Below are 22,146 nucleotides of genomic sequence, written 5' to 3'. Positions count from 1 at the left end.
GTTTACCGATGGAGATTGGCTTTGAGTACCCGCATCCCACCTTTTAGTTCGCAACACCTAGAAGCTGCATGTCGTGTTCTGGCTGATACTGAACGTGGCTTGAGCGGCACTCAAATTGGATATCTCCTCCAAGACATTCGCGTTCCGGACGCCGACGCCAACAACACCAAGTGGAAGCGCTTGTTCAACGCTTTGGCACAAATGCAAAACCAGCATCAGGTCGGGAACCATCTCATTCTTTTCATCAACAGCGCTATGAATCCTGTGAGCTACGCCCGGGATCGTGAGGCCTTTATTTGGCGCAGGGATGAGCTCAACGTTGTCCTAGCATTCTCGGGATTCTATGTGCGCGATGATGGAAAGGTCGGGCGTGCGGACAAGGCAACCACTCTGGATGTGGCCCGTGCCCGTGTAGGCCGGCTCAAAGCTGCGCTAGAAGCCCGAGCAGTACATGAGGAGGTTTTGAAATATTGTAGGGCAGAACTGTTGAGCGAAAATTACTTCCACGCCGTATTTGAGGCTACAAAGGGGATTGCGGCACGAATCCGAAATCTTTCGGGCTTGAATGGCGATGGGGCCGATTTGGTGACAAAGGCTTTCCTTGGGCAAAGCCCAATGCTTGCCTTGGGCCCCCTGGCCACCGAATCTGAGAAAAGTGAGCAGAAGGGATTTGCGAATCTGCTAATCGGACTGTTCGGCGCCGTCCGCAATCCTTTGGCGCATGCGACGAAGATAGATTGGCCTATGTCCGAGCAAGACGCCCTCGACATTCTCACGATGGTATCGCTGATGCATCGTAAGCTTGATGTCACCCGAAAGATAAACCCTTAGGTTCAGTAGGGTGAGCCAGCGGATTTCTTCAGCCCCTTCGTCCCGACTCACCTCTATCGAGAAAAATGCGATGCCGGTCTATTCATTGGTCAGGTACAGGCCAACAATTGCATCCACATCAAAGTTGGGCGCGCTAGCGACATCACGCGTCGGCCTGGTCAGCTACAGACCGGTAGCCCCTTTCCTTTGGAGGTGATGGACTGGATTCATTCAGAAAATGATGCAGCTCTTGAAAGGAAGCTCCACATCCATTTCGCGCCACAGAGGCAGATAGGAGAATGGTTCCGGATCGAACCTGCTGACGTCTTGCCCATCCTGATGGATGAAGGTGAAGATGGATTCATAGCGAAAAATGCTAATGCATTCGAAATCACGGGGTATGGGCGAGACGCGTTACCGGAATACGTGGGCGTCTGGGCGTGGGGTGATTTGGAGATTCAAGAGTGCTGCCCGTTTTGTGGATGCTTTTGCGGTATGCATTACCTAGACGCTTCCGGCATGTACCACTGCATCAATTGCGATGTGCTCACAGACTTTTCGGATATCTCGCGGGAAGATTGTGATTGATCCTCGCGCTTCGAACTTTCTCGGTCATGGGCGTGAAATTTGAAGGCGCTGCCGCGGATCGGTAGCCCAGTGAAGAAACGCGAGATTGGGTATTCGTGGCGGGGGTTGGAGGTGATCAACGTCTAAGCCGTCCGGCAATTCACCTACCCGACCCCGGCCATAAGAGCGAGAGGGTAATTCACCATACGCTTACACCGGTTCCTCATTGATCGTGTTGGTCTCCGTCACGTTTGGTCATGCCGCTATGTTCGGGGGGAGAATCGTATCGTGTCTCTGCACCGGGCCGGCAGTATTTCATAGGGGCCAGAAGATAGTAATCGACACGCTGATGTAATCGGATAGCGCTCGACGGCGGTTTGCGACCAGTAGCGTATGACTTTTCCGAGAAGGGGCTGCCGGACCTTAGGTTGGGGCATCCTTTTCAAACGATCCAATGCATGCCCTCAGATGTGCCCCCAATGTAGCAATCCACTGGAAGTGAATGGATCTCCATGGCCTATGAAAAGCCAGAAATGATCAGCTAAACAGCCTGCCCGACGACGCCTAAAGACTCTCAGGGTCCCCAAAAAACATCTGAATCCGCGAACGCAACCAGCGCTCACCCGGGTCGTTGTCCTGGGAGCCGCGCCAGGCCATGTGCAGTTCGAAGCTGCGCACCGGAATCGGTGGGTCTTCGGCGCGAACGCCGCCAGCGGCGGTCAGTGCGTCGGCGGTGTAGTCGGGCACGATGGCGATAATGTCAGTGCCCGCCAGCAACGTGCTCAGGCCATTGAACTGCGGTACGGCCAATACCACGTGACGCTTGCGGTCCAGTTTCTCCAGCTCTTCATCGATGAAACCGCTCAGGTCCCCGGCGAAGGACACCAACGCATGGGGCCGGGCACAGAATTCGTCCAGGGTCAGCCGACCCGGCGCAGTGTCGGCCCGCAGCACTTTGGGCATGCTGCGCCGCAAAACTTTACGCTTGGCGTTGGCCGGCAGATCCTCGGTGTAGCTGACGCCGATGGAGATTTCACCGGACGCCAGCAAGCCCGGCATCAGAATGTAGTTGACCCGGCGTACCACCAGGACAATGCCCGGGGCTTCGGCCCGCAGACGCTTGAGCAGCATCGGCAACAGCGCGAACTCGGCGTCGTCCGACAGGCCGATGCGGAACACCGAGGTGCTGGTGGCCGGGTCGAACTCCGCCGCGCGGCTGACCGCCGTGGAGATCGAATCCAAGGCTGGGGAGAGCAGGGCGAAGATTTCGACCGCCCGGGCCGACGGTTCCATGCTGCGACCGGTGCGCACGAACAGCGGGTCATCGAACAGGTTGCGCAGCCGTGACAGCGCGGCACTGATGGCTGGCTGGCCGAGGAACAGCTTCTCGGCGGCTCGGGTCACACTGCGTTCATGCATCAATGTTTCGAACACGATCAACAGGTTCAGGTCGACACGACGCAGGTCATTACGATTCATCTGGGGTCCTGGCAGATTCAGCAAGCTTGACGTGAGCGGCCATATGAGAACAATGACCGGCATGAATCTTACGGGGAAAGACTGGTACTCTGCACCGGCTAATTGCTTTTTCTTAGGGATAGGCCCTACAAGACTGGGTTCATTTTCTTGCTGCGGAATCAATGACAGGCATGTCGACTATTAATAGCCACTGATGGTCTTGGGTACAAAGCCCGGATAGAGTTCATGGCATTAGAGGTTACTTTGACGAGGTTTGCGATGTCCCGCACGATCCGTTTTCACAAGTTTGGTGGTGCCGAGGTGCTCAAATGCGAAGAGCATGCGGCGGCTCTTCCTGCGCCAGGAGAAGTGCAGGTCCGTGTCGAAGCGATCGGCATCAGCTGGTATGACACCCTCTGGCGCCAGAATCTGGCGTCGTCCCAGGCGCGCCTGCCGTCGGGCCTTGGTCATGAAATGGCTGGGGTGGTGACGGCTGTCGGAGACGGTGTCGACGACCTGGCTGTAGGCGACAAAGTTGCCAGTTTCCCTGCCGAGAGCCCTAACGATTACCCGGTGTACGGTGAGATCATCGTGTTGCCGCGTACCGCGCTGACCCGTTATCCCGACGTGCTCACCCCGATCGAAGCCGCTGTGCACTACACGCCACTGCTGATCGCCTATTTCGCCTACGTGGACCTGGCACGGGTCAAGCCGGGGCAGTTTGCCCTGGTCACTGATGCCAGTCATTGCGCCGGACCATCCTTCGTGCAACTGGGCAAGGCCTTGGGTGTACGGGTGATCGCGGCCACCAAGACCGCTGATGAGCGTGAGTACCTGCTGTCGCTCGGCGCCGAGAAAGTCATCGTCACCGAAGAGCAGGACTTGCTGATGCAAATCAACAAGCTCACTGATAACCGTGGCGTCGATGTGGTGTTCGATGGCCTCGGCGGGCCGCAAATGTCGCTGCTCGGTGATGTGCTGGCGCCGCGGGGCAGCCTGGTGCTGTATGGCTTGCAAGGCGGCAACCAGACGCCGTTCCCGGCCTGTGCGGCGTTCCAGAAGAACATTCAGTTCTTTGTGCACTGCATCGGCAATTTTACCGGCAAGCCGGAACTGGGCATCATCCAGGATCAGGTTGCATTGCAGCGGGCGCTGCGTGATATCAATCAACTGACCGCCGATCGCGTGCTGTTGCCGCTCAAGACCCGGGTGTTTCCATTCTCCGAGTTTGTCGAAGCCCACCGTTACATGGGCGAATGCCCCTGCCGTGAACGCGTTGCCCTTCAGGTAGTCGACCCCGCCTGATTCCTCCTCCGCGCAAGAGTCAGCATGGCGACTCTTGCGCTGCCTTCGGCCTGAACCTGCTTTCCTTCCTTTCTTCTGCCATTGCCGCTCCGTTCGGCAATGACGCCCTGGTGCGCGGCAACCACGCCTTCGCTTGGGCGGTCCAGTTCACTCAACACCCAAAAAGCGTTTAATCCCCAGAGAACTGAACTGGTTTTTGCCCTCAATCTGTATCTTCTAATCGTTATTTAAGTCCTGATAATTGAACGCTGATTTCCATCTCAAGGAAGAAGTCGTGGCGCAGTACAAGTTTCTAGAGAATCGTCATCCTTCGGGCAAAGGTGCATCAAGCGTTAATTATTTTAACGCCATCAATCGACTGTGGAAAAAACTGACTGGGGCAGGGGGACAATTGAAGTTAGGCATGTTCTTTGTTTTTCGTACTCGTTGTCTGAAGGATGCTGTCGGAATCTTCCTAGGACGCAGGGCGGAATCGCTGAAACCCAATGCCTCATGGGCTTGCAGGCACGTACCGAGGCGAAGCGGGCGAACTCCACAGCTTATGTATCAAATAATTACGACAAGCAAAGCTTGAGCGTATTACCAATACTCTTTGCAGTACTAGAACAACCTTCCAGATCAACCCGTCGCCCGGTCACGCTATGCCGGTGCGACGCCGATATTTGAATTTCCAGGTATATGGCTATGAGTTCAATTCATGAGCAGGCAATGAATCACGTGTATCAACAGATATTGCAGCGACTGTCAGGTTTTTATTCCCGCGCGGAACGGACGGCGTTGCAGCTTTTGATCCAGCGTTTAATTGTCGCCGCTGGCGGCATCGACCGGATCGGCGACTATCGTGTGTTGACGGTCCAGAACGGCAGCCGGGACAGTTTTTATGTCCTGACCGCCTTGCGGGCCGCACAGTTGAGCATCGCCGGCAGGCATCCGGTGACCTTCGACTTGCGTGTCGCCACGCCACGCCTGAGCGAAACCACCCAGGCGACCCTGGAAAACATCCACCGCTGTTACAGCGCGCTGTTCGTCTACGACGACCCCCGGGTGGAACTGCTGATGGCGGATAACCGCGAGGTAGTGCCGTTCAATCACAAGCAGCCATTGTCGGCGGCCGGGCATGAGGCCAATCGCATGGACACGCTGGTTCTGGGCCACCTTCGCTCGATCGACAGCCCCTTGGAAGTAGGCGATCACGGCTACCTGGCGATGGCGGAGTTCTATCGGCATATGGCTCGCTGGGAGCGCGGCGTGGACTCGTTAGTCAGCAGTGATACGCCTCGCGAGCAAAAACAGTTCATGTCGGGCCTTCGACGTGCCGCCCGCAAGGTCGGCCTGGCGACTGACCCGTCCAGCGGTTTCGACAGTCTCTTCGCGCAACTCGATACCTTGGGCGCTAATCCCTACCTGGGCTTCTATGGTCAGGACCACGAGGGCGCGTGGAAACCCGAGGGGCATTTCGAGGCGTGTCGGCGCGTGAGTCACATCGGTATCGACGACCTGATCGTCGACAGTTCGCAAGAAACCAACTGGCCGCTGTTCAGTGAATTCCTTCGGGTGCGGACCGATGAACTCGTCGCATCGGCGCCGGAAAACGAATACCTGAGCCCACTGCTGTCAGCTCACCTGCATGGCCTGCAGGCCTGTTATCTGCAGGGGCGCAGCTATGAGGCAGGTTATGGCGACTATGTACAACGAGCGATCATGATCATGCATCGCAAGCAGTTGCCCGAGCACGTCTGCGAGCAGGCACGCATGCTGTTCGGCCCACCCACGGCCATCCCCGAGCGGCGCGCCCAGGCCGCCAGCGACGCGCACAAGACCCTGGGGCTCAACGAAACGCAACTGGTGTGCATGTTGTTCGCGCCCTTCGTGGAGCAAGGCGCTGGCCTGGAGCACTTCCTGCGCTGCTGTCATCCCGGCATGCTGGTGGCGATGCCCGATCTGCACAAGGCCATGCAGGGCGCGGCCATTGCCGATCAGGTGGCGCAATGGATGGTCGACGTCAGTGGCCTGTCCATCGATATGCTCGGCAAGCTGTATCGGGCGAGTATCACGCCGCCGGAGCAGGAGCAGGCATCGGGGATGGATGCGCAGCAACCTGTCGATGACATTGACATTGAAGAAGCCGGGCAGGGCGACGATGCCATGCGCGAACGTGCGGCACGGCATTGAGGGGCAGGATTTGACGGATTCATTCGCCACGTCGCCTGGCCCAACCCCATGAAAGGTTGCCGGGAAACAGACTTCGCGTATCAGGCGGTTTATCGTTACCTCACCACCCTGATCAACGAACTGGGCGCCGACGCCCGAGTGCGTTTGCCGTCGTTACGGCAACTGGCCGAGCGCCTGAACGTGTCGATCTCTACCATCCAGTACGCTTATTCGTTGCTGGAGAAGGAAGGGCGGGTCTATTCGGTCGCCAAATCCGGTTATTACGCGTTGCCAGTACCCTGCGTTGCGACGCTGGGCGGCGGTGATGATTTGCTCGAGACCCTGTATGTCAATGCACGACGACCGGGAATGCTGGTACTCAGCGCTGACGAGCCTGCGTCGATGCAACCGCTGGACAGCCCGCTGTTGTTACTGGAGCGTGAGCTGCTGCGTCAGTATCCGCGCTCTTCACAAATGCCCTCGCAGCCTTGGGGCGAGCTGGAACTGCGCACCGCGCTGGCGGCTCGCTACACGTCTTCGCCGGCCCGGTGCTGGAACGCCGACGATGTTTATATCGGCGCTGATCTGCGCGGTGTATTGGAGATTCTGATCGCCGTGCTGGCGCTCAAGGGCGCCACGGTGCTGATCGAATCACCCTGCGACTGGACCGTCCTGCGCTTGCTGCAGGCGGCCGATATCGACGTAATCGAACTGCCACTGCTGGCGGATGGGGAGATCAATGTCGAGCAACTGGAACAATTACTGACGAGTAAAGCGGTCCGCCTGGTCATCCTGTCCTCGGTCCTGAACATGCCCAGGGGCACGCTCGCTCCTGAAAACAACCGTCGCGCCGTCGCGCGCTTACTGGATCTGCACGGCACATGGGTGCTGGAGAACGACAGCTATACAGACCTGGCGTTCGAAGCCGGGGTGACGCCTTTTCGAGACTTGCTCGACCCCGACCGGCTGATCGTCTATTCCACTTTCGAAAAAACCATCGGCCCCGAGGCCCCCTACGGCTATGTGTTGTCGCGACAGCTGACGCTGGAGTTGCAGCGACATTTCCTGCTACGCGCGTTTCGTCTGTCACCGATTCGCCAGAAGGCCATCGCCCGTTTGTACAGCAACGGACGGATCGATCAGCACTTGCTGGTGCTGCGACGATTGTTGCGTGAAGGTGCGCTCTCGACAACGCAAATGCTGCGCGAGCGGCTGGGGGACAGCCTGCAATGGCTGGAGCCCCAAGGGGGCGCAACGATCTGGACCCGATCTTCGCGGCGCGTCGATCTGCGACGGGTGTTCCAGCGGCTGCTTGCGCAACGAATCGTCATTGCGCCGGGGGAACTGTTCAGTTTGCAAGGGCTGTACGCACAACATCTGCGCCTGACCCACGCCTTGAGCGGTTCACACGATCTGGATACTGCACTCTGTGCGCTGGCCGATGCCTTGAGACTTGAGCAATCGTAATGGAGGGCGATGGATCGAACCCATCGCGCCACGGTCGAACTGTCAGTAAACTGCATCCATTTTATCGAGCCACTCCATTCAGAGGTTTTGCATGACAGTCAGTCCATTTGCGGGCAAGCCGGCACCGGCAGAGTTGTTGATCGATATCCCGCGACTGGTGACGGCCTATTACACCGGCCGACCCGACGCCTCGGTTTCGACCCAACGGGTGGCTTTCGGCACCTCCGGTCACCGTGGCAGTTCCTTCGACCTGGGGTTCAACGAATGGCATGTGCTGGCTATCAGCCAAGCGATCTGCTTGTACCGTGAAGCCCAGGGCATCAACGGCCCCTTGTTCCTGGGGATCGATACCCACGCGCTGTCTACTCCGGCAGGCGCCAGCGCGCTGGAGGTATTCGCTGCCAACGGGGTCACCGTGATGATCGCCGAGGCAGATGAATACACGCCCACGCCGGCGATCTCCCACGCCATTCTTTGCTACAACCGTGGGCGCACCACCGGTCTGGCGGACGGCATCGTCATCACCCCGTCCCACAATCCGCCGCAGAGTGGTGGCTACAAGTACAACCCCACCAACGGCGGCCCGGCCGATACCCATATCACCAAATGGATCGAAGCCAAGGCCAACGAGCTGCTGGCAAGCCAGTTGGCCGGCGTTAAGCGCATCAGCTATGAGCAGGCCCTGAAGGCCGACACCACTCACCGTCACGACTACGTCAACACCTACGTGGCGGACCTGATCAATGTCATCGACTTCGATGCCATTCGCGCTGCCGGCTTGCGCCTGGGCGTGGACCCGCTGGGCGGAGCGGGGGTGCGCTACTGGCCCGCCATTGCCGAGCATTACCGCCTGGATCTGGACGTGGTCAACACCCAGGTGGATTCCACCTTCCGCTTCATGACCGTCGACTGGGACGGACAGATCCGCATGGACCCATCCTCCAGCCATGCCATGCAGGGGTTGATTGGCCTCAAAGAGCGTTTCGATGTGGCCTTCGCCTGCGACCCGGACCATGATCGCCACGGCATCGTGACGCCGTCCGGCGGCTTGCTGGCGCCGAACAACTATCTGGCGGTGTCCATCGACTACTTGTTCCAGAACCGGCCGCAGTGGCGTGCCGATGCCGCCGTGGGCAAGACGGTGGTCAGCAGCGGTCTGATCGATCGCGTGGCCCAGCGTCTGGGTCGGCGTCTGTATGAAGTGCCGGTAGGCTTCAAGTGGTTTGCCGACGGCTTGTTCGACGGTTCCTTGGGCTTTGGTGGCGAAGAAAGCGCCGGCGCCTCGTTCCTGCGCAAGGACGGCGGTGTGTGGAGTACAGACAAGGACGGCCTGATCCCGGCGTTGCTGGCGGCCGAAATGACCGCGCGCACCGGTCGCGACCCAAGCCAGGCCTACCGTGCCCTGACGGATGAACTGGGTGAGCCGTTCTCCGTGCGCGTCGATGCCAAGGCCAGCCCGCAACAGAAGGCGCTGCTGAGCAAGCTGGCACCGGAGCAGGTTGCATCCACTGAGTTGGCCGGGGAGACCATCCAGAGCATCCTCAGCCATGCACCGGGCAATGACCAGGCCATTGGCGGCCTGAAGGTCATGACTGAAAACGGCTGGTTCGCCGCGCGGCCATCAGGCACTGAAGACATCTACAAGATCTACGCCGAAAGCTTCATCGGTGATGAGCACCTCAAGCAATTGGTGGTCGAGGCGCAGGCATTGGTCGATGGAGCCATTTCCAGTCAGTGACTCAAAACCCATCGCGAGCAGGCTCGCCCCACATTGGCGCTACGGTGCACGCCGGCCTCTGCGGGAGCGAGCCTGCTTAAGGTGGGTCGGGCGACACTGATGGCCATGTGCGACAGCACTTTCACTTCATCGCCTAAATCCATGACTTAAAAGCTTTTGGGTGGAATCCGCTGGCAAATACAGACACCATAGCCGCCATGGTTCTGAACACCGGAGTCCCCCAGCGTGTCGCAACACACTCCCGATCTTCCCCCCGAACTTCTGCCCCTGGCCCAGATGCCTTTGCTCAAGCGCCTGGCCGCGCGTTTTCTGGGTCATGGCCTGACGCGACTTCGAGCCCAGCATCGGGCTTCCTGGCTACACGGCCAGGCCGATGGCTTTCGCAGCGGGCATAGCGCCGGTTTTGACTACGGCTATAAGGAAGGCAAGGCCGATGGACTGCAAGAGGGCCGGCAGGTCCTGCTGATCCGAGATTTCCGAAGCACTGAACACCCGGCACCGAAAGTCGATGAGCTGTTGTTCGATGACTGGCGCCTGCCGTTGACCGCCGAACTCAAGAAACGCATCAAGGCCGATGTTGCCCGATTGCTTCCCGCTCACGCCCAGCCGAGCGCCGCGCAGTGGAAAATGATCCTGAGCGATACGCCGTCTACCTCGGTCGTCGCGGGCGCAGGCGCCGGGAAATCCACGACCCTGGTGCTACGCCTTGTGCTGCTGTCCCACTACCTGGGTTTTGAGTTGGATTCGATGACCGTGGTGACCTTCACGCGGGAATCGCGCAAGGACTTCATTCACAAGCTCATTGAAGTTTTTGCCCTGTGGGGGCGGACAATCAGCCTCAAGGAAGCTCGCGATCTGGTGCGGACCTTCCATTCACGCATCTTGCCCATGGTGCGCAGTCTGCCCGGGTTTGAGCGGCTCCAGGCGTTTGAAACCCTGAGCCATCGTAACGAAACGGCTGATGATGACGCCCAGGACAATCCCTTTGAGCTGCGCATCAACGATGCTCAGCGCCAACAGCTCAATGCCTGCTATCACGGTCTTTATCAACGCGATGAGCGTTTTCGCGAACTGATCAAACCGATGTCCCGGCACGCCTTGCAGCTCAGGGAGCTGGAACGCGACCATCCCGATGTGCAGAAACGGGTGGCCGTGACCGAACTGGCCGCCCAGCGCGATGAAGAGTTGTGCGATACGATCGAAGACCTGTGGTTTCGCGCCGGTGCCTGGCCGATCAAGGGCATCGAGCCAAAGCGTCAGGCCTTCCAGATCAACGGTGCGACGTTTCATTGCCACGGCTACGTTCCAACTCTGGACGCCTGGGTGATGCTGGGTTTCGACCCGCGGGAAGATGCCCGGATCAGCCGGCCCGGCGCCAAGCTGAGTATCCGCGCAGAGTGGGCAGTAAAGCGCACCCTGTTTCAAGCTTTCTGCTCTAAGCCATTGATATGGCTAGATAGTTATGAGGCGTCAAAGCGTGTACTGAGCGTGTTGGCCGGGGATGCCAGCGCAGGCCCGGGGTTCGACTACAAGGTAAAAGGCGAACTGGGTTCGGCACCGTTGCTGGATTGTTTCGTTGCGGCTGCCGGCTTTATCGAGAACCTGGGTCTGGACGTCCCGGACGCCGTGGGCCGGATGTGTTTTGCCCAGGATGACCCGGATCGTTATTTCTTTGAGGCCCTGAGTCGCTACTGGCGAGCATTTGAAGACCACCTGCTGGACCAGTCGCCGCCCGTCATGACCTATAACCGAATGTTCGCGTTGTTCAGTGAGCACTCCCCAGAGAACTTCAAGCTGCTGAGCGATGCGACATTGCGTCCTCTGTCACACCTGATGATCGACGAGTTTCAGGATGTCTCGCCGCAGATTGTTTCCTGGCTTCGCGCCAGCCTGCGGGAAGTGCGCAGCCGCGGCCCTGCCATGCATGTCGGCCGGGGCGCCCAGCGTTCCTCCTTGCTGTGCGTGGGTGATGACTGGCAATCGATCTACGGCTGGCGCGGCAGTTCACCCAGTTATTTCATGGCGTTCAACAAACAGTTTCCTTCACCGGCAAACACCCGGGTCATGCTCACCGATAACTACCGCAGCCACCAGCACATCATTGACGCCGCCGAACACGTGGTGCGTGCGGCTGCGGCGATTCCCGGCAAAAAGGCCAAGGCCAGCGGCACGCCTCGAACCTTGAGCCCGGTCAATGTGTTGGACAGAGACGACGAAGGCTTGGCCAAGCGCCTGGACGAGCACTACCGCAAGGGCGATTCAATCTTGATGCTCTATCGAAAAAGCAGCGATAAGTTATTGATTGAACAGCATATCCAACCAACAGTTAATGTGGATTCTAGCTTGCCGTACCCGGCAAGACGCCTCCGGCAGATGACCTACCATAGCGCCAAGGGGCTTCAGGCCGACGCGGTGTTTTTGCTCGGTGACTGCCAGCACTCCACCAGTTCCCCCTACAAGAATCAGGTCTACCGAATGGCCGGGCTTGGCCAGGAGGGCGATGCCGAGCCGTACGACACGGCACAGAAAGACGAGATTCTGCGCCTGGCCTATGTCGGCATTACCCGGGCGGTGCAGCATTGCTATTGGTATGTCGATGGGCAGGACACCCAGGTCAACAAGGCGCCCAAGGCGTCGGATCGGATAGGGACCGGCAAACCGTTCTTTATCGATCATCGCCGCGCCCGCAGTTGAGAACTTCGGGGCACGAACAACACCGTCAGCCAAAAAGAAGCCCACTGCTGTGGGCTTCATTTTTCAGGAGGCAAATCGTCGCAAGCCAACCGGTGGCACGAAAGCTTCCAGCTCGGCTTCCACCGCTTCGATTATTCGCTCCACGTCAGGGGCGTTCATCACTGTCGCGCAGGGGATGCCCGCAATCGCGATCATAGTCTCGCCGCTGGCACGGTCAAACAGCCGGGCGACCATACTGCCCGGTGCGTCCATGCTGGCCTCGAATCCCATGGGATGAAAATGCCAGCGCATCAACTGGCAGGCGTTGGGAAACGTAACCTTGCTGAAAGATCCTCTATTCATCTGTTGCCCACCTTCTTCATCAAGCGCTTCCGTTTGCTCATAGTCAGGAAGGAAGAGCCATCATGGCTCTACCAGTGAGAACTAAAAATAGCACCTGAAAATGAATGTCATGTGGCTTTTTTCAGGTCGTTTGGCGATTGGTTCACTTTTTTTGATCTGCATCACGACTTATGCCGTTTTGATCCTGGCCTCACTTTCTTTGGGCAAAGATGTCATCACGCCCATCCAGAGGCTCTGGTTCACGGCATTTCAAGACAACGACCCAAGCCAGCAACATCAAAGACGTGGCAACGATGAAGGTGAGATGCAAGCCATTTACCACCGCTTCGGGAGCTGCCTGGGCGATACCATTCGTCGGTACAGAGAGCGCAAACACCGCACCGAGCGCCGATGCTCCGGTAAAGAAACCCAGATTACGCGACAGATTGAGCAGCCCTGAGATGACGCCGCGCTTGCCCGCGGGCACGTCCGCCATCACCGTTGTGTTGTTGGCCGTCTGAAACAGCGCATAGCCAAGGGTCGTTACCGCGATAGCGGCGACATAGCCGCCCACACCGAGGGTCGGTGACATCAACGACAGCATCAGGCAGCCGAGAATCATGATCAGCAGCCCGACGAGTCGCACGGGGCGCACGCCAAAGCGGTCCACCAAGCGCCCGGCAGGCACCCCCGTCAGTGCAGCGACCGACGGTCCTGCCGCCAACACCAACCCCACCAGCGCGGCAGGCAGCCCAAGGGCGACGGATAGATAAAAAGGCCCCACCAGCAGCGTCGCCATCATGACCGTTGCCACCAGAGCACTGGTCACCAGCCCGGCAACCAGCGACCGGTCCCCAAGCACCCCCAAGGGAATCAACGGCGACGCGACCCACCGTTGGGCCATGACAAACAGACCGCCGCCCAGGATCGCCATCAGCAACAGCGCAATGTTCGGCCAGCCGAAGTCGCCTCGGCCCAACGTCGTGGCCAATGCATAGGCAGCAAGCGTCGCCGCCAATAACAGCGTACCCAGGGTGTCGAAGCGGGGGCGCGCGACCGATCCCTCCGGTTGCCGAGCCGGCAGTGAACGCCAGGCCAGTCCGAACGCCAGCAGTCCAAGCGGAACGTTAATCAAAAATAGCGCCTGCCAACCGAAACCGCTGATAAGTGCACCACCCAGAGAGGGGCCAAGGGCGGTGCCCACCGCAGATAGGGTGCCCAACAGCCCCATCGCGCTACCGGTCTTTTCCTTGCTAACGGTTTCACCCACCAGGGCCAAAGTCAGCGTCATCATGATCGCCGCTCCAAGGCCCTGTAACGCCCGACCAGCGACCAACAGCCAAAGCGAGGGCGCCATGCCGCAAAGCGCCGACGCGAGGGTGAACAGCACGATCCCGGTCAATAGCAACCTGCCACGCCCGAGCAAATCGCCCAATTTTCCGAGACTGACAATCAGCGTGGTAATCGCCAGTAAATAGGCGAGAACCACCCACTGAACCTGCTGGAAGGAGGCCTCGAACGCATGGGCCAGCGTCGGCAAACCGACCGTCACCACGCTGGCGCCCAAGGAGGCCAGCAAGGTCGACAGTGACAGGCTGGCCAAGGCCCAGCGCGGTGAAAAGACCCGTTGGGTGCCCGTCGCGCTCGACAGGCTGGGTTGGGTATTGGCTGGTTTCATCATGTCCTCTGGCTCTGGCGCTCTGAAATGGAGCTGTCAGAACGTTACGCCTGGGCATAACATGGCGGAAGACGCACGGATTGCACTTTATAACTGCATGCAGCGCCACCTATTCCAACCCAGGACTGCGCCATGTCCACACCCGACCTCAATCTGCTGATTACCCTTGATGTCTTGCTGGCGGAAGGCAGCGTGGCCCGAGCCGCTCGGCGACTGCGACTCAGCCCCTCGGCCATGAGCCGGGCGCTGGCGCGGTTGCGCGAAACCACGGGTGATCCACTGCTGGTGCGGGCTGGGCGCGGCCTGGTGCCCACACCCCGCGCCTTGGCGTTACGCGAGCAGGTCAGCCAACTGGTGCAGGATGCCCAAGCGGCGCTGCGGCCGTCCCAGGTGCCGGATCTGCGCCGGCTGAGCCGCACCTTCACGCTGCGTACGCGGGAAGGGTTCGTTGAAAACTTCGCCATCGACTTGATTGCCCGTATCAGCGAACAGGCACCCGGTGTACGCCTGCATTTCCTGGACAAGGCCGACAAGGACAGTACGGCGCTGCGAGAGGGCACCGTGGACTTGGAAACGGCGGTCGTGGACAAGGACACCAGCCCGGAGCTACGAACCCAGGCGTTATTCACTGATCGCCTCATTGGCGTAGTGCGCGCGGGTCACCCGCTAAGCCAGGCCGAGGTGTGTGCCGTCGGTTATGCAGCGGGCGAGCACATCGGCGTTTCCTTGCGGGGCCTGGACCACAGTGCCCTCGATCAGGCCTTGCAGTCCTTGAACCTGACACGGCAGATCGCGATCACCGTCCCGGGCTTCTCCACTGCGCTGGGCCTTGCCCGGTCCAGCGACCTGATCGCCAGCGTGCCTGAGCGCTATACCACCCGCCTGCGTGCCGGCATGCACAGCTTTGCGCTGCCGTTTGCGGTGCCCACATTCACGATTTCCATGCTTTGGCACCCCCGAATGGATGCTGATCCTGTGCACCGCTGGTTTCGTGGTTGTCTGCGGGAAGTGTGTTCAGGCAAAACCATAGATATCTAGCCGCCATTAATTAGTAGCGTTTCGCTGGCACTTAGTTGCTAGAAGTGCGACGTGATTGGCAAATAGGTGATTAACCTCATTTAATATTTAAATAGAGTTTTGTCCTACAATCTTTAATGTCGCCCGCGAAATACCTGTACTAACGGGGCGCCGTGTATCTTTTGCCGTTGTTGAACGCGTGAGTGTGAAAAGGGGGCGAAAAAATTCGCTGGACGTTTGATTTCCAATTGTGTCAGTTTTCTTGCGTCCTCAATTGGGCGAGTGATAGGACGCTCTCGCCAGAGATTGTTCTATCTGACAAAAACTGTTCCATTGCAAACAAGGAAGTGTGTTTATGTCGAAAGTCAAAACCAGCGCTATTGATTCTGCCGAACAAATGCTCTGGGCGCCGCAGTCACTGGCGGCGGCCAGCAGTGCATTCAATCAGATCAATAGTTTCAGCCACCAATACGATCGGGGTGGCAACCTGACCGTCAACGGCAAACCGTCGTACTCGGTGGACGAAGCTGCCACCCAGTTGCTGCGCGACGGTGCGGCTTACCAGGACCGGGACGCCAGCGGCAAGATCGAGCTGACCTACACGTTCCTGACCTCCGCCTCCTCGAGCACCATGAACAAGCACGGCATCAGCGGTTTCAGCCAGTTCAGCGCGCAACAGAAAGGCCAAGCGGTCCTGGCCATGCAGTCCTGGGCGGACGTGGCCAATGTCACGTTCACTGAAAGGGCCAGCGGTGGCGACGGCCACATGACCTTCGGCAACTACAGCAGCGGCCAGGACGGCGCCGCGGCATTTGCCTATCTGCCGGGCACGGGCGCCGGTTATGACGGAACCTCCTGGTACCTGATCAACAGCCGCTACACCCAGAACAAGAATCCGGAACTGAACAATTATGGCCGCCAGACCCTGACCCATGAAATCGGTCACAGCCTGGGCCTGGCGCATCCTGGCGACTATAACGCCGGTGAAGGCAGCCCGACCTACGATGACGCCACCTACGGTCAGGACACCCGCGGCTACAGCCTCATGAGTTACTGGAGTGAAACCAACACCAGCCAGGACTTCAGCAAGGGCGGCGTCGAAGCCTATGCCTCGGGTCCGCTGATGGATGACATTGCGGCCATTCAGAAGCTCTACGGTGCCAACACCAACACCCGGACCGGCGACTCGACCTACGGCTTCAACTCCAACACCGGTCGCGACTTCTACAGCGCATCCTCGTCTTCGGACAAAGTGGTGTTCTCGGTATGGGACGCCGGCGGCCGCGATACCCTGGATTTTTCAGGCTTCACGCAGAACCAGAAGATCAACCTCAATGGCGCCTCGTTTTCCGACGTTGGCGGCATGGTGGGTAACGTTTCCATCGCTCAGGGGGTGACCATCGAGAATGCCATTGGCGGCTCGGGCAGTGACTTGCTCATCGGCAACGCCGTGGCCAACGAACTCAAGGGCGGCGCCGGCAACGACATCCTCTGGGGCGCGGGCGGTGCCGACAAACTGTGGGGCGGTTCGGGCTCGGACACTTTCGTGTTCGCGGCCAGTTCTGACTCACGGCCAGGTGCGGTCGATCAGATCCTCGATTTTGTCAGCGGCCTGGACAAGATCGACCTGACCGGCATCACCCAGGGCGCGGGCCTGCACTTCGTGAATGCGTTCACCGGTGCGGCGGGTGATGCGGTGCTGTCGACATCGGGTGGCAACAGCCTGCTGTCGGTGGACTTCTCCGGGCACGGCGTGGCTGACTTCCTGGTCAGTACCGTCGGCCAGGCGGCTGTCTCGGATATCGTGGCCTGATGTCCCCGATCCCGTGGGAGCGGCCAGCGCTCTTGCGGGATCCTTCAGGATTGAACAGATGTGCAGAAATCCCAAGCCCCAAGGCGTCCAGGCAAGTGCCTGGTTACTCGCTATGCTGATGATCTTTACCGGAGAAGCCGCCATGGCGCGCAGCCTGTTGTTAGCAGAACCTTCCCAGTTGGCCGGTCAGTGGCAGGCTGTTCTGTCGGGGCCGCAGGAGCCTGCGCAAACCCCGCCGTCCAGCATCTGCCTTGTCGAGCTCAGGGCAGATCAAACCCTGGTCGGGCAAACCGCCTGCCTGGGACAGTGGCTGGGCGATGAGCCGGTCCATTGGTTCACCGAACCAGACGGTCTTTCACTGATTGGCAAACAGAACAGCCGGATTCACTTGCAACTGCGTCAAGAACAACACTATCAAGTCACCTTGAAATCAGGTCAGGTAGTGACACTCGAACGGAGTCCGCCCCAAACCACTCCTTAACACGTGAGTACAGTTTGCGAATGCCCCAGGCACGCTTGTTTAAACAGGCGTGCAGCGCACCGCGGCCGGATGTAAATCATTTAAAGATTGGCAAGTTGAATAACCTGGCAAAGCCAACAGCAAGGATATCTTCATGAACATGACAAGGCGCGCTGCGACGGTGCCGCTGTTTAGAGCGCTGGGCGACTATAAAAATATTCTGATCAGCGTCGGTTGTTTTACCGCACTGATTAATGTCCTGATGTTGGCGCCTTCGATTTATATGCTCCAAGTGTATGACCGGGGCCTGTCATCACAAAACGAAACCACGCTGTGGATGTTGTCGTTGATGGTGGTGGGCTTCTTCATATTTATCGGGCTGCTGGAAATGGTGCGCAGCTTCATTGTCATCCGCATCGGCAGCCAACTGGAAAGGCGCTTGAACCTTCAGGTGTACAAGGCCGCGTTCGAGCGCAACCTGCGCCAGGGCGAGGGCAACGCCGGGCAGTCGCTGGGTGACCTTACCCACATCCGCCAGTTCGTCACCGGACCTGCGCTGTTCGCATTCTTCGACGCCCCGTGGTTTCCCGTGTATTTGCTGGTGATCTACCTGTTCAACGTGTGGCTCGGCGTGTTCGCCAGCGTTGGCACCTTGCTACTCATTGGCTTGGCCTGTCTGAACGAAGCCATGACCAAAAAGCCGTTGGGGCAGGCCAGTGTCTACTCGCAACAGTCCAGCCAACTGGCGACCAGCCACTTGCACAACGCCGAGACCATCCAGGCCATGGGCATGCTCGGCGCGTTGCGCGGGCGCTGGTTTGCCGTGCATTCGCGCTTTCTCGGCCTGCAAAACCAGGCCAGTGATACCGGCGCGGTGCTCAGTTCCCTGAGCAAAACCCTGCGCCTGTGTCTGCAATCGCTGGTGCTGGGGTTGGGCGCGTTGCTGGTGATCAAGGGCGACATGACCGCCGGAATGATGATTGCCGGCTCGATCCTGATGGGTCGGGTGTTGAGCCCCATCGACCAGTTGATCGCCGTGTGGAAGCAGTGGAGCGGGGCCAAACTGGCTTATCGCCGTCTCGATGCGCTGTTGCAGGCTTACCCAGCCCAGGACGAAGCGATGACATTGCCGTCGCCCAAGGGCCAGGTGAGCTTCGAACAGGTCAGCGCCGGCCCGCCGGGGCAGCGCAACGCGACGCTGCATCAGCTCGGTTTCAGCCTGAGCGCCGGGGAAGTGCTCGGGGTGCTGGGGGCGTCGGGGTCCGGCAAATCCACCCTGGCCCGTGTGCTGGTGGGGGTGTGGCCTACGCTCGGAGGCACAGTGCGGCTCGACGGGGCCGACATCCATCGCTGGAATCGCGACCAGCTCGGTCCGCACATCGGTTATCTGCCCCAGGACATTGAGTTGTTCAGCGGCAGCGTTGCCGAGAACATTGCCCGTTTCCGCCAGGCCGATCCACAAAAGGTCGTCGCCGCCGCGCAACAGGCCGGTGTGCATGAACTGATCCTGCGCATGCCGCAAGGCTACGACACCGTGCTGGGAGAGGATGGCAGCGGTTTGTCCGGCGGCCAGAAACAGCGCGTCGCCCTGGCCCGGGCCATGTACGACCAACCGAGCCTGGTGGTGCTCGATGAACCCAATTCCAATCTCGACACGGTCGGTGAAGCGGCACTGGCCGGCGCCATCGCACAGATGAAAGCCCAGGGCACCACGGTCGTGCTGGTGACCCATCGCTCCTCGGCGCTGGCTCAGGCCGACAAGCTGCTGGTGCTCAATGAAGGCCACCTACAAGCGTTCGGTCCAAGTCAGGAGGTGCTGCGGGCATTGTCCGGCCAGCCGCCATCGCAACGCGACAAACCCCAGGCAGCCCCCAACGGACTGAGCATGAGTCGCCAGTATTCGGCTGCCAGCAAACCCAGCGGCGCATGAGCAAGGATCGCGACATGAATCTGCAACACTCTCAAGACCTCGAACATCCCGAGCGCGATGCCCGTTTCTTCACCCGCCTGGGGTGGACACTGGCGCTCATTGGCGCTGGCAGTTTTTTCACCTGGGCCAGCCTGGCGCCGCTGGACCAAGGTATTGCGGTGCAAGGCACCGTGGTGGTGTCCGGCAAGCGCAAGGCCGTGCAATCGATGAGCAGCGGGGTGATCAGCCGGATCCTGGTGCGTGAAGGCGAGGCAGTGAAACAGGGCCAGCCGCTGTTCCGCCTGGACCAGACTCAGACAGCCGCCGATGTGCAAGCACTGCAGGCCCAGTACCGCATGGCCTGGGCTAGCCTGGCACGTTGGCAAAGCGAGCGGGACAACCTCCCACAGGTCAGCTTTCCGGCCGAACTGAGCCACGACCCCGACCCGCGCCTGGCGCTGGTGCTCGAAGGCCAGCGGCAGTTGTTCAGCAGCCGCCGCGAAGCGGTGGCCCGGGAGCAGGCCGCGTTGCGCGCCAATATCGAAGGTGCCACGGCGCAACTGGCGGGCATGCACCGGGCTCGCAATGACCTCAATGCCCAGGCCCAGTCCCTGCGCCAGCAGCTAAGCAACCTGCAACCGTTGGCAAACAACGGCTACATCCCGCGCAATCGTCTGCTCGATTATCAACGGCAACTGTCGCAAGTGCAGCAGGAACTGGCGCAGAACACTGGCGAAAGCGGCCGGGTGGAGCAGGGCATCGTCGAGTCCCGCCTCACGCTTGAGCAACACAACGAGGAATACCAGAAGGAGGTGCGCAGTCAGTTGGCCGAAGCGCAGCTCAAGAGCGAAACCCTGCAACAGCAACTCAAGTCTGCCGCGTTCGAGCTGCAACACAGCGAGATCCTCGCCACCGCCGACGGCATCGCCGTGAACCTGGGCGTACACACCGAAGGCGCCGTGGTCCGTCAAGGCGATACCTTGCTGGAAATCGTGCCCCAAGGCACGCGACTGGAAGTGGAAGGGCGCCTGCCAGTCAACCTGATCGACAAGGTGGGCACCCATTTGCCAGTGGACATCCTCTTCACCGCCTTCAACCAGAACCGCACGCCGAGGGTGCCGGGGGAGGTCAGCCTGATTTCCGCCGACCAGATGATCGATGACAAGACCGCCGAACCGTATTACGTCCTGCGCAGCAGCGTCAGCGAAGTGGCGATGGAAAAACTCAACGGACTGGTGATCAAGCCCGGAATGCCGGCGCAAATGTTCGTGCGCACCGGCGAGCGCTCGCTCATGAACTACCTGTTCAAACCGCTGCTCGACCGAGCCGGCTCCGCGTTGACCGAAGAATGAGGATGTTCGGGGGTATGAAGGGACGTTACTGGGTCGCCGCGCTGGCGGCGGTTATCTGCAACAGTGCCTGGGCCATGGGCCCATTCGAGTTCTATGAACAAGCCCTGCGCAATGACCCGGCCTACCTGGGCGCGATCAAGGAGCGCGATGCCGGCCTGGAGAACCGCGCCATTGGCCGCGCCGGGCTGCTGCCGCACCTGGGCTACAGCTACAACAAGGGCCGCAACCAGTCCAAGGTCACCTACCTCAACGACCGCGGCGCCAGCCAGCATGACGACCGCAACTACAGCAGCTATGGCTCCAGCCTGACCCTGCAACAACCGCTGTTGGACTACGAGGCCTACGCCGCCTATCGCAAAGGCGTGGCCCAGGCGCTGTTTGCCGACGAAAACTTTCGTGGCAAGAGCCAGGAATTGCTGGTGCGGGTGTTGAGCGCCTACACCCAGGCGTTGTTCGCCCAGGATCAGATCGACATTGCCCAGGCCAGGAAAAAGGCTTTCGAACAGCAGTTTCATCAGAACGAGCATCTGTTTGCCCAAGGCGAAGGTACGCGCACCGACATCCTTGAAGCCGAGTCGCGCTATGAGTTGGCGATTGCCGAAGAGATCGAGGCCCGCAACGAGCAGGACGCATCCTTGCGCGAACTTGGCTCGTTGATTGGCGTCCCGACCCTGAACATCGGCGACCTGGCGCCCCTGAGCGAAACGTTCCAGACCTTCACCCTGCAACCGGCCAGTTTCCAGACATGGCACGAACTGGCCGTGAGCAACAACCCGACCCTGGCATCCCAGCGCCAGGCCGTGGACGTAGCGCGCTACGAAGTCGAACGCAACCGTGCCGGACACCTGCCCAAGGTCAGCGCCTACGCGACCATGCGCCAGAACGAGTCGGAAAGCGGCAACACCTACAACCAGCGCTACGACACCAACACCATTGGACTTGAGATCAGCGTGCCGTTGTACGCCGGTGGCGGGGTCTCGGCGTCGACCCGTCAGGCCAGCCGCAACATGGAGCGGGCCGAATATGAACTGGACGCCAAAACCCGGGAAACCCTGATCGAGCTGCGCCGCCAGTTCAGCGCCTGCCTATCGGGGGTGAACAAATTGCGGGCATACCGCAAAGCCCTCAGCGCTGCCGAGGCACTGGTGGTGTCGACCCGGCAAAGCATCCTCGGCGGCGAACGGGTCAACCTCGATGCCCTGAACGCCGAAGAACAGCTCTACACCACCCGACGCGACTTGGCCCAGGCCCGTTATGACTACCTCATGGCCTGGACAAAGTTGCACTACTACGCCGGCACCTTGGGCGCGCAAGACCTGGCCCAGGTGGATGAGGCATTTGTGGCCCCGGCGCTGACCCAATGACGGGCAGTGCCCAAGAACTTCGCCTGTATCGACAACCTTTCC

Annotated in this window: 16 protein-coding genes; 13 read left to right on the top strand and 3 right to left on the bottom strand. The window is 59.7% G+C overall.

Annotation, left to right across the window (positions count from 1 at the left end):
- Positions 1-21: 21 nt before the first annotated feature.
- A complete protein-coding gene (locus tag AC3I65_RS12685; RefSeq protein WP_310362514.1) occupies positions 22-831 on the top strand; it encodes a TIGR02391 family protein in 810 nt (269 codons plus the stop codon).
- Between the two features lie 84 nt (positions 832-915).
- A complete protein-coding gene (locus AC3I65_RS12680; protein WP_488524309.1) occupies positions 916-1,398 on the top strand; it encodes a GIY-YIG nuclease family protein in 483 nt (160 codons plus the stop codon).
- A gap of 543 nt (positions 1,399-1,941) precedes the next feature.
- Here AC3I65_RS12680 and AC3I65_RS12675 read toward each other — a convergent pair.
- A complete protein-coding gene (locus tag AC3I65_RS12675; RefSeq protein ID WP_160892762.1) occupies positions 1,942-2,856 on the bottom strand; it encodes a LysR family transcriptional regulator in 915 nt (304 codons plus the stop codon).
- A 258-nt stretch (positions 2,857-3,114) separates the two neighbouring features.
- Between AC3I65_RS12675 and AC3I65_RS12670 the strand changes: the two genes are divergently transcribed.
- The 5 genes from AC3I65_RS12670 (at position 3,115) to AC3I65_RS12650 (ending at position 12,190) form a co-directional block, all read left to right on the top strand.
- Positions 3,115-4,140 carry a zinc-dependent alcohol dehydrogenase family protein gene (locus AC3I65_RS12670; RefSeq protein WP_047226435.1) on the top strand — a complete coding sequence of 342 codons (1,026 nt, stop codon included), beginning with the start codon at positions 3,115-3,117 and terminating at the stop codon, positions 4,138-4,140.
- Positions 4,141-4,824: 684 nt separating this feature from the next.
- Complete coding sequence (locus AC3I65_RS12665) at positions 4,825-6,312, top strand: hypothetical protein (protein WP_107322468.1); 1,488 nt, start codon at positions 4,825-4,827, stop codon at positions 6,310-6,312.
- A 48-nt stretch (positions 6,313-6,360) separates the two neighbouring features.
- Complete coding sequence (locus tag AC3I65_RS12660; RefSeq protein WP_047226437.1) at positions 6,361-7,758, top strand: aminotransferase-like domain-containing protein; 1,398 nt, start codon at positions 6,361-6,363, stop codon at positions 7,756-7,758.
- Between the two features lie 91 nt (positions 7,759-7,849).
- Positions 7,850-9,496, top strand: a complete 1,647-nt coding sequence (gene pgm, locus AC3I65_RS12655; protein WP_107322469.1) for a phosphoglucomutase (alpha-D-glucose-1,6-bisphosphate-dependent) — start codon at positions 7,850-7,852, stop codon at positions 9,494-9,496.
- A 225-nt stretch (positions 9,497-9,721) separates the two neighbouring features.
- Positions 9,722-12,190 (top strand): UvrD-helicase domain-containing protein, encoded by a 2,469-nt coding sequence (locus tag AC3I65_RS12650; protein WP_488523825.1) that lies wholly within the window; start codon positions 9,722-9,724, stop codon positions 12,188-12,190.
- 63 nt (positions 12,191-12,253) lie between these two features.
- On the opposite strand, the gene AC3I65_RS12645 is transcribed toward AC3I65_RS12650, so the two are convergent.
- Together AC3I65_RS12645 and AC3I65_RS12640 are read right to left on the bottom strand one after the other, a co-directional pair.
- Entirely contained in the window at positions 12,254-12,532 is a 279-nt protein-coding gene (locus tag AC3I65_RS12645; protein WP_047226440.1) for a DUF1652 domain-containing protein, read from the bottom strand.
- Positions 12,533-12,722: 190 nt separating this feature from the next.
- The gene (locus tag AC3I65_RS12640; RefSeq protein WP_488524308.1) at positions 12,723-14,189 is read right to left on the bottom strand and encodes an MFS transporter; all 1,467 of its coding nucleotides are present in this window, start codon (positions 14,187-14,189) and stop codon (positions 12,723-12,725) included.
- A 132-nt stretch (positions 14,190-14,321) separates the two neighbouring features.
- Between AC3I65_RS12640 and AC3I65_RS12635 the strand changes: the two genes are divergently transcribed.
- From AC3I65_RS12635 to AC3I65_RS12610, 6 genes are all read left to right on the top strand, one after another.
- Positions 14,322-15,227 carry a LysR family transcriptional regulator gene (locus AC3I65_RS12635; RefSeq protein WP_310662577.1) on the top strand — a complete coding sequence of 302 codons (906 nt, stop codon included), beginning with the start codon at positions 14,322-14,324 and terminating at the stop codon, positions 15,225-15,227.
- A 334-nt stretch (positions 15,228-15,561) separates the two neighbouring features.
- Positions 15,562-17,019: a serralysin family metalloprotease gene (locus AC3I65_RS12630; protein WP_488523824.1), complete on the top strand. Its 1,458-nt coding sequence runs from the start codon at positions 15,562-15,564 to the stop codon at positions 17,017-17,019.
- Positions 17,020-17,131: 112 nt separating this feature from the next.
- Positions 17,132-17,500, top strand: a complete 369-nt coding sequence (locus AC3I65_RS12625; RefSeq protein ID WP_231990575.1) for an AprI/Inh family metalloprotease inhibitor — start codon at positions 17,132-17,134, stop codon at positions 17,498-17,500.
- A 133-nt stretch (positions 17,501-17,633) separates the two neighbouring features.
- Complete coding sequence (locus tag AC3I65_RS12620) at positions 17,634-19,409, top strand: type I secretion system permease/ATPase (protein ID WP_488523823.1); 1,776 nt, start codon at positions 17,634-17,636, stop codon at positions 19,407-19,409.
- Positions 19,406-20,740, top strand: a complete 1,335-nt coding sequence (locus AC3I65_RS12615; protein ID WP_488523822.1) for an HlyD family type I secretion periplasmic adaptor subunit — start codon at positions 19,406-19,408, stop codon at positions 20,738-20,740. Before AC3I65_RS12620 ends, AC3I65_RS12615 begins: the two co-directional genes overlap by 4 nt.
- Positions 20,741-20,754: 14 nt before the next feature.
- Positions 20,755-22,104 (top strand): TolC family outer membrane protein, encoded by a 1,350-nt coding sequence (locus AC3I65_RS12610; protein WP_047226629.1) that lies wholly within the window; start codon positions 20,755-20,757, stop codon positions 22,102-22,104.
- The last annotated feature ends 42 nt before the right edge of the window (positions 22,105-22,146 follow it).

Source organism: Pseudomonas sp. N-1-13, assembly GCF_057787095.1.
The sequence above is the reverse complement of the archived record's forward strand: the minus strand, read 5'-3'. Positions and strand labels throughout refer to the sequence as shown.

Coding starts and splice junctions, on each gene's coding strand:
- AC3I65_RS12665 (WP_107322468.1), top strand. CDS start 4,825: ATGAGTTCAATTCATGAGCAGGCAATGAATCACGTGTATCAACAGATA.
- AC3I65_RS12670 (WP_047226435.1), top strand. CDS start 3,115: ATGTCCCGCACGATCCGTTTTCACAAGTTTGGTGGTGCCGAGGTGCTC.
- AC3I65_RS12640 (WP_488524308.1), bottom strand. CDS start 14,189: ATGAAACCAGCCAATACCCAACCCAGCCTGTCGAGCGCGACGGGCACC.
- AC3I65_RS12620 (WP_488523823.1), top strand. CDS start 17,634: ATGAACATGACAAGGCGCGCTGCGACGGTGCCGCTGTTTAGAGCGCTG.
- AC3I65_RS12645 (WP_047226440.1), bottom strand. CDS start 12,532: ATGAATAGAGGATCTTTCAGCAAGGTTACGTTTCCCAACGCCTGCCAG.
- pgm (WP_107322469.1), top strand. CDS start 7,850: ATGACAGTCAGTCCATTTGCGGGCAAGCCGGCACCGGCAGAGTTGTTG.
- AC3I65_RS12675 (WP_160892762.1), bottom strand. CDS start 2,856: ATGAATCGTAATGACCTGCGTCGTGTCGACCTGAACCTGTTGATCGTG.
- AC3I65_RS12610 (WP_047226629.1), top strand. CDS start 20,755: ATGAAGGGACGTTACTGGGTCGCCGCGCTGGCGGCGGTTATCTGCAAC.
- AC3I65_RS12615 (WP_488523822.1), top strand. CDS start 19,406: ATGAGCAAGGATCGCGACATGAATCTGCAACACTCTCAAGACCTCGAA.
- AC3I65_RS12630 (WP_488523824.1), top strand. CDS start 15,562: ATGTCGAAAGTCAAAACCAGCGCTATTGATTCTGCCGAACAAATGCTC.
- AC3I65_RS12635 (WP_310662577.1), top strand. CDS start 14,322: ATGTCCACACCCGACCTCAATCTGCTGATTACCCTTGATGTCTTGCTG.
- AC3I65_RS12660 (WP_047226437.1), top strand. CDS start 6,361: ATGAAAGGTTGCCGGGAAACAGACTTCGCGTATCAGGCGGTTTATCGT.
- AC3I65_RS12625 (WP_231990575.1), top strand. CDS start 17,132: ATGCTGATGATCTTTACCGGAGAAGCCGCCATGGCGCGCAGCCTGTTG.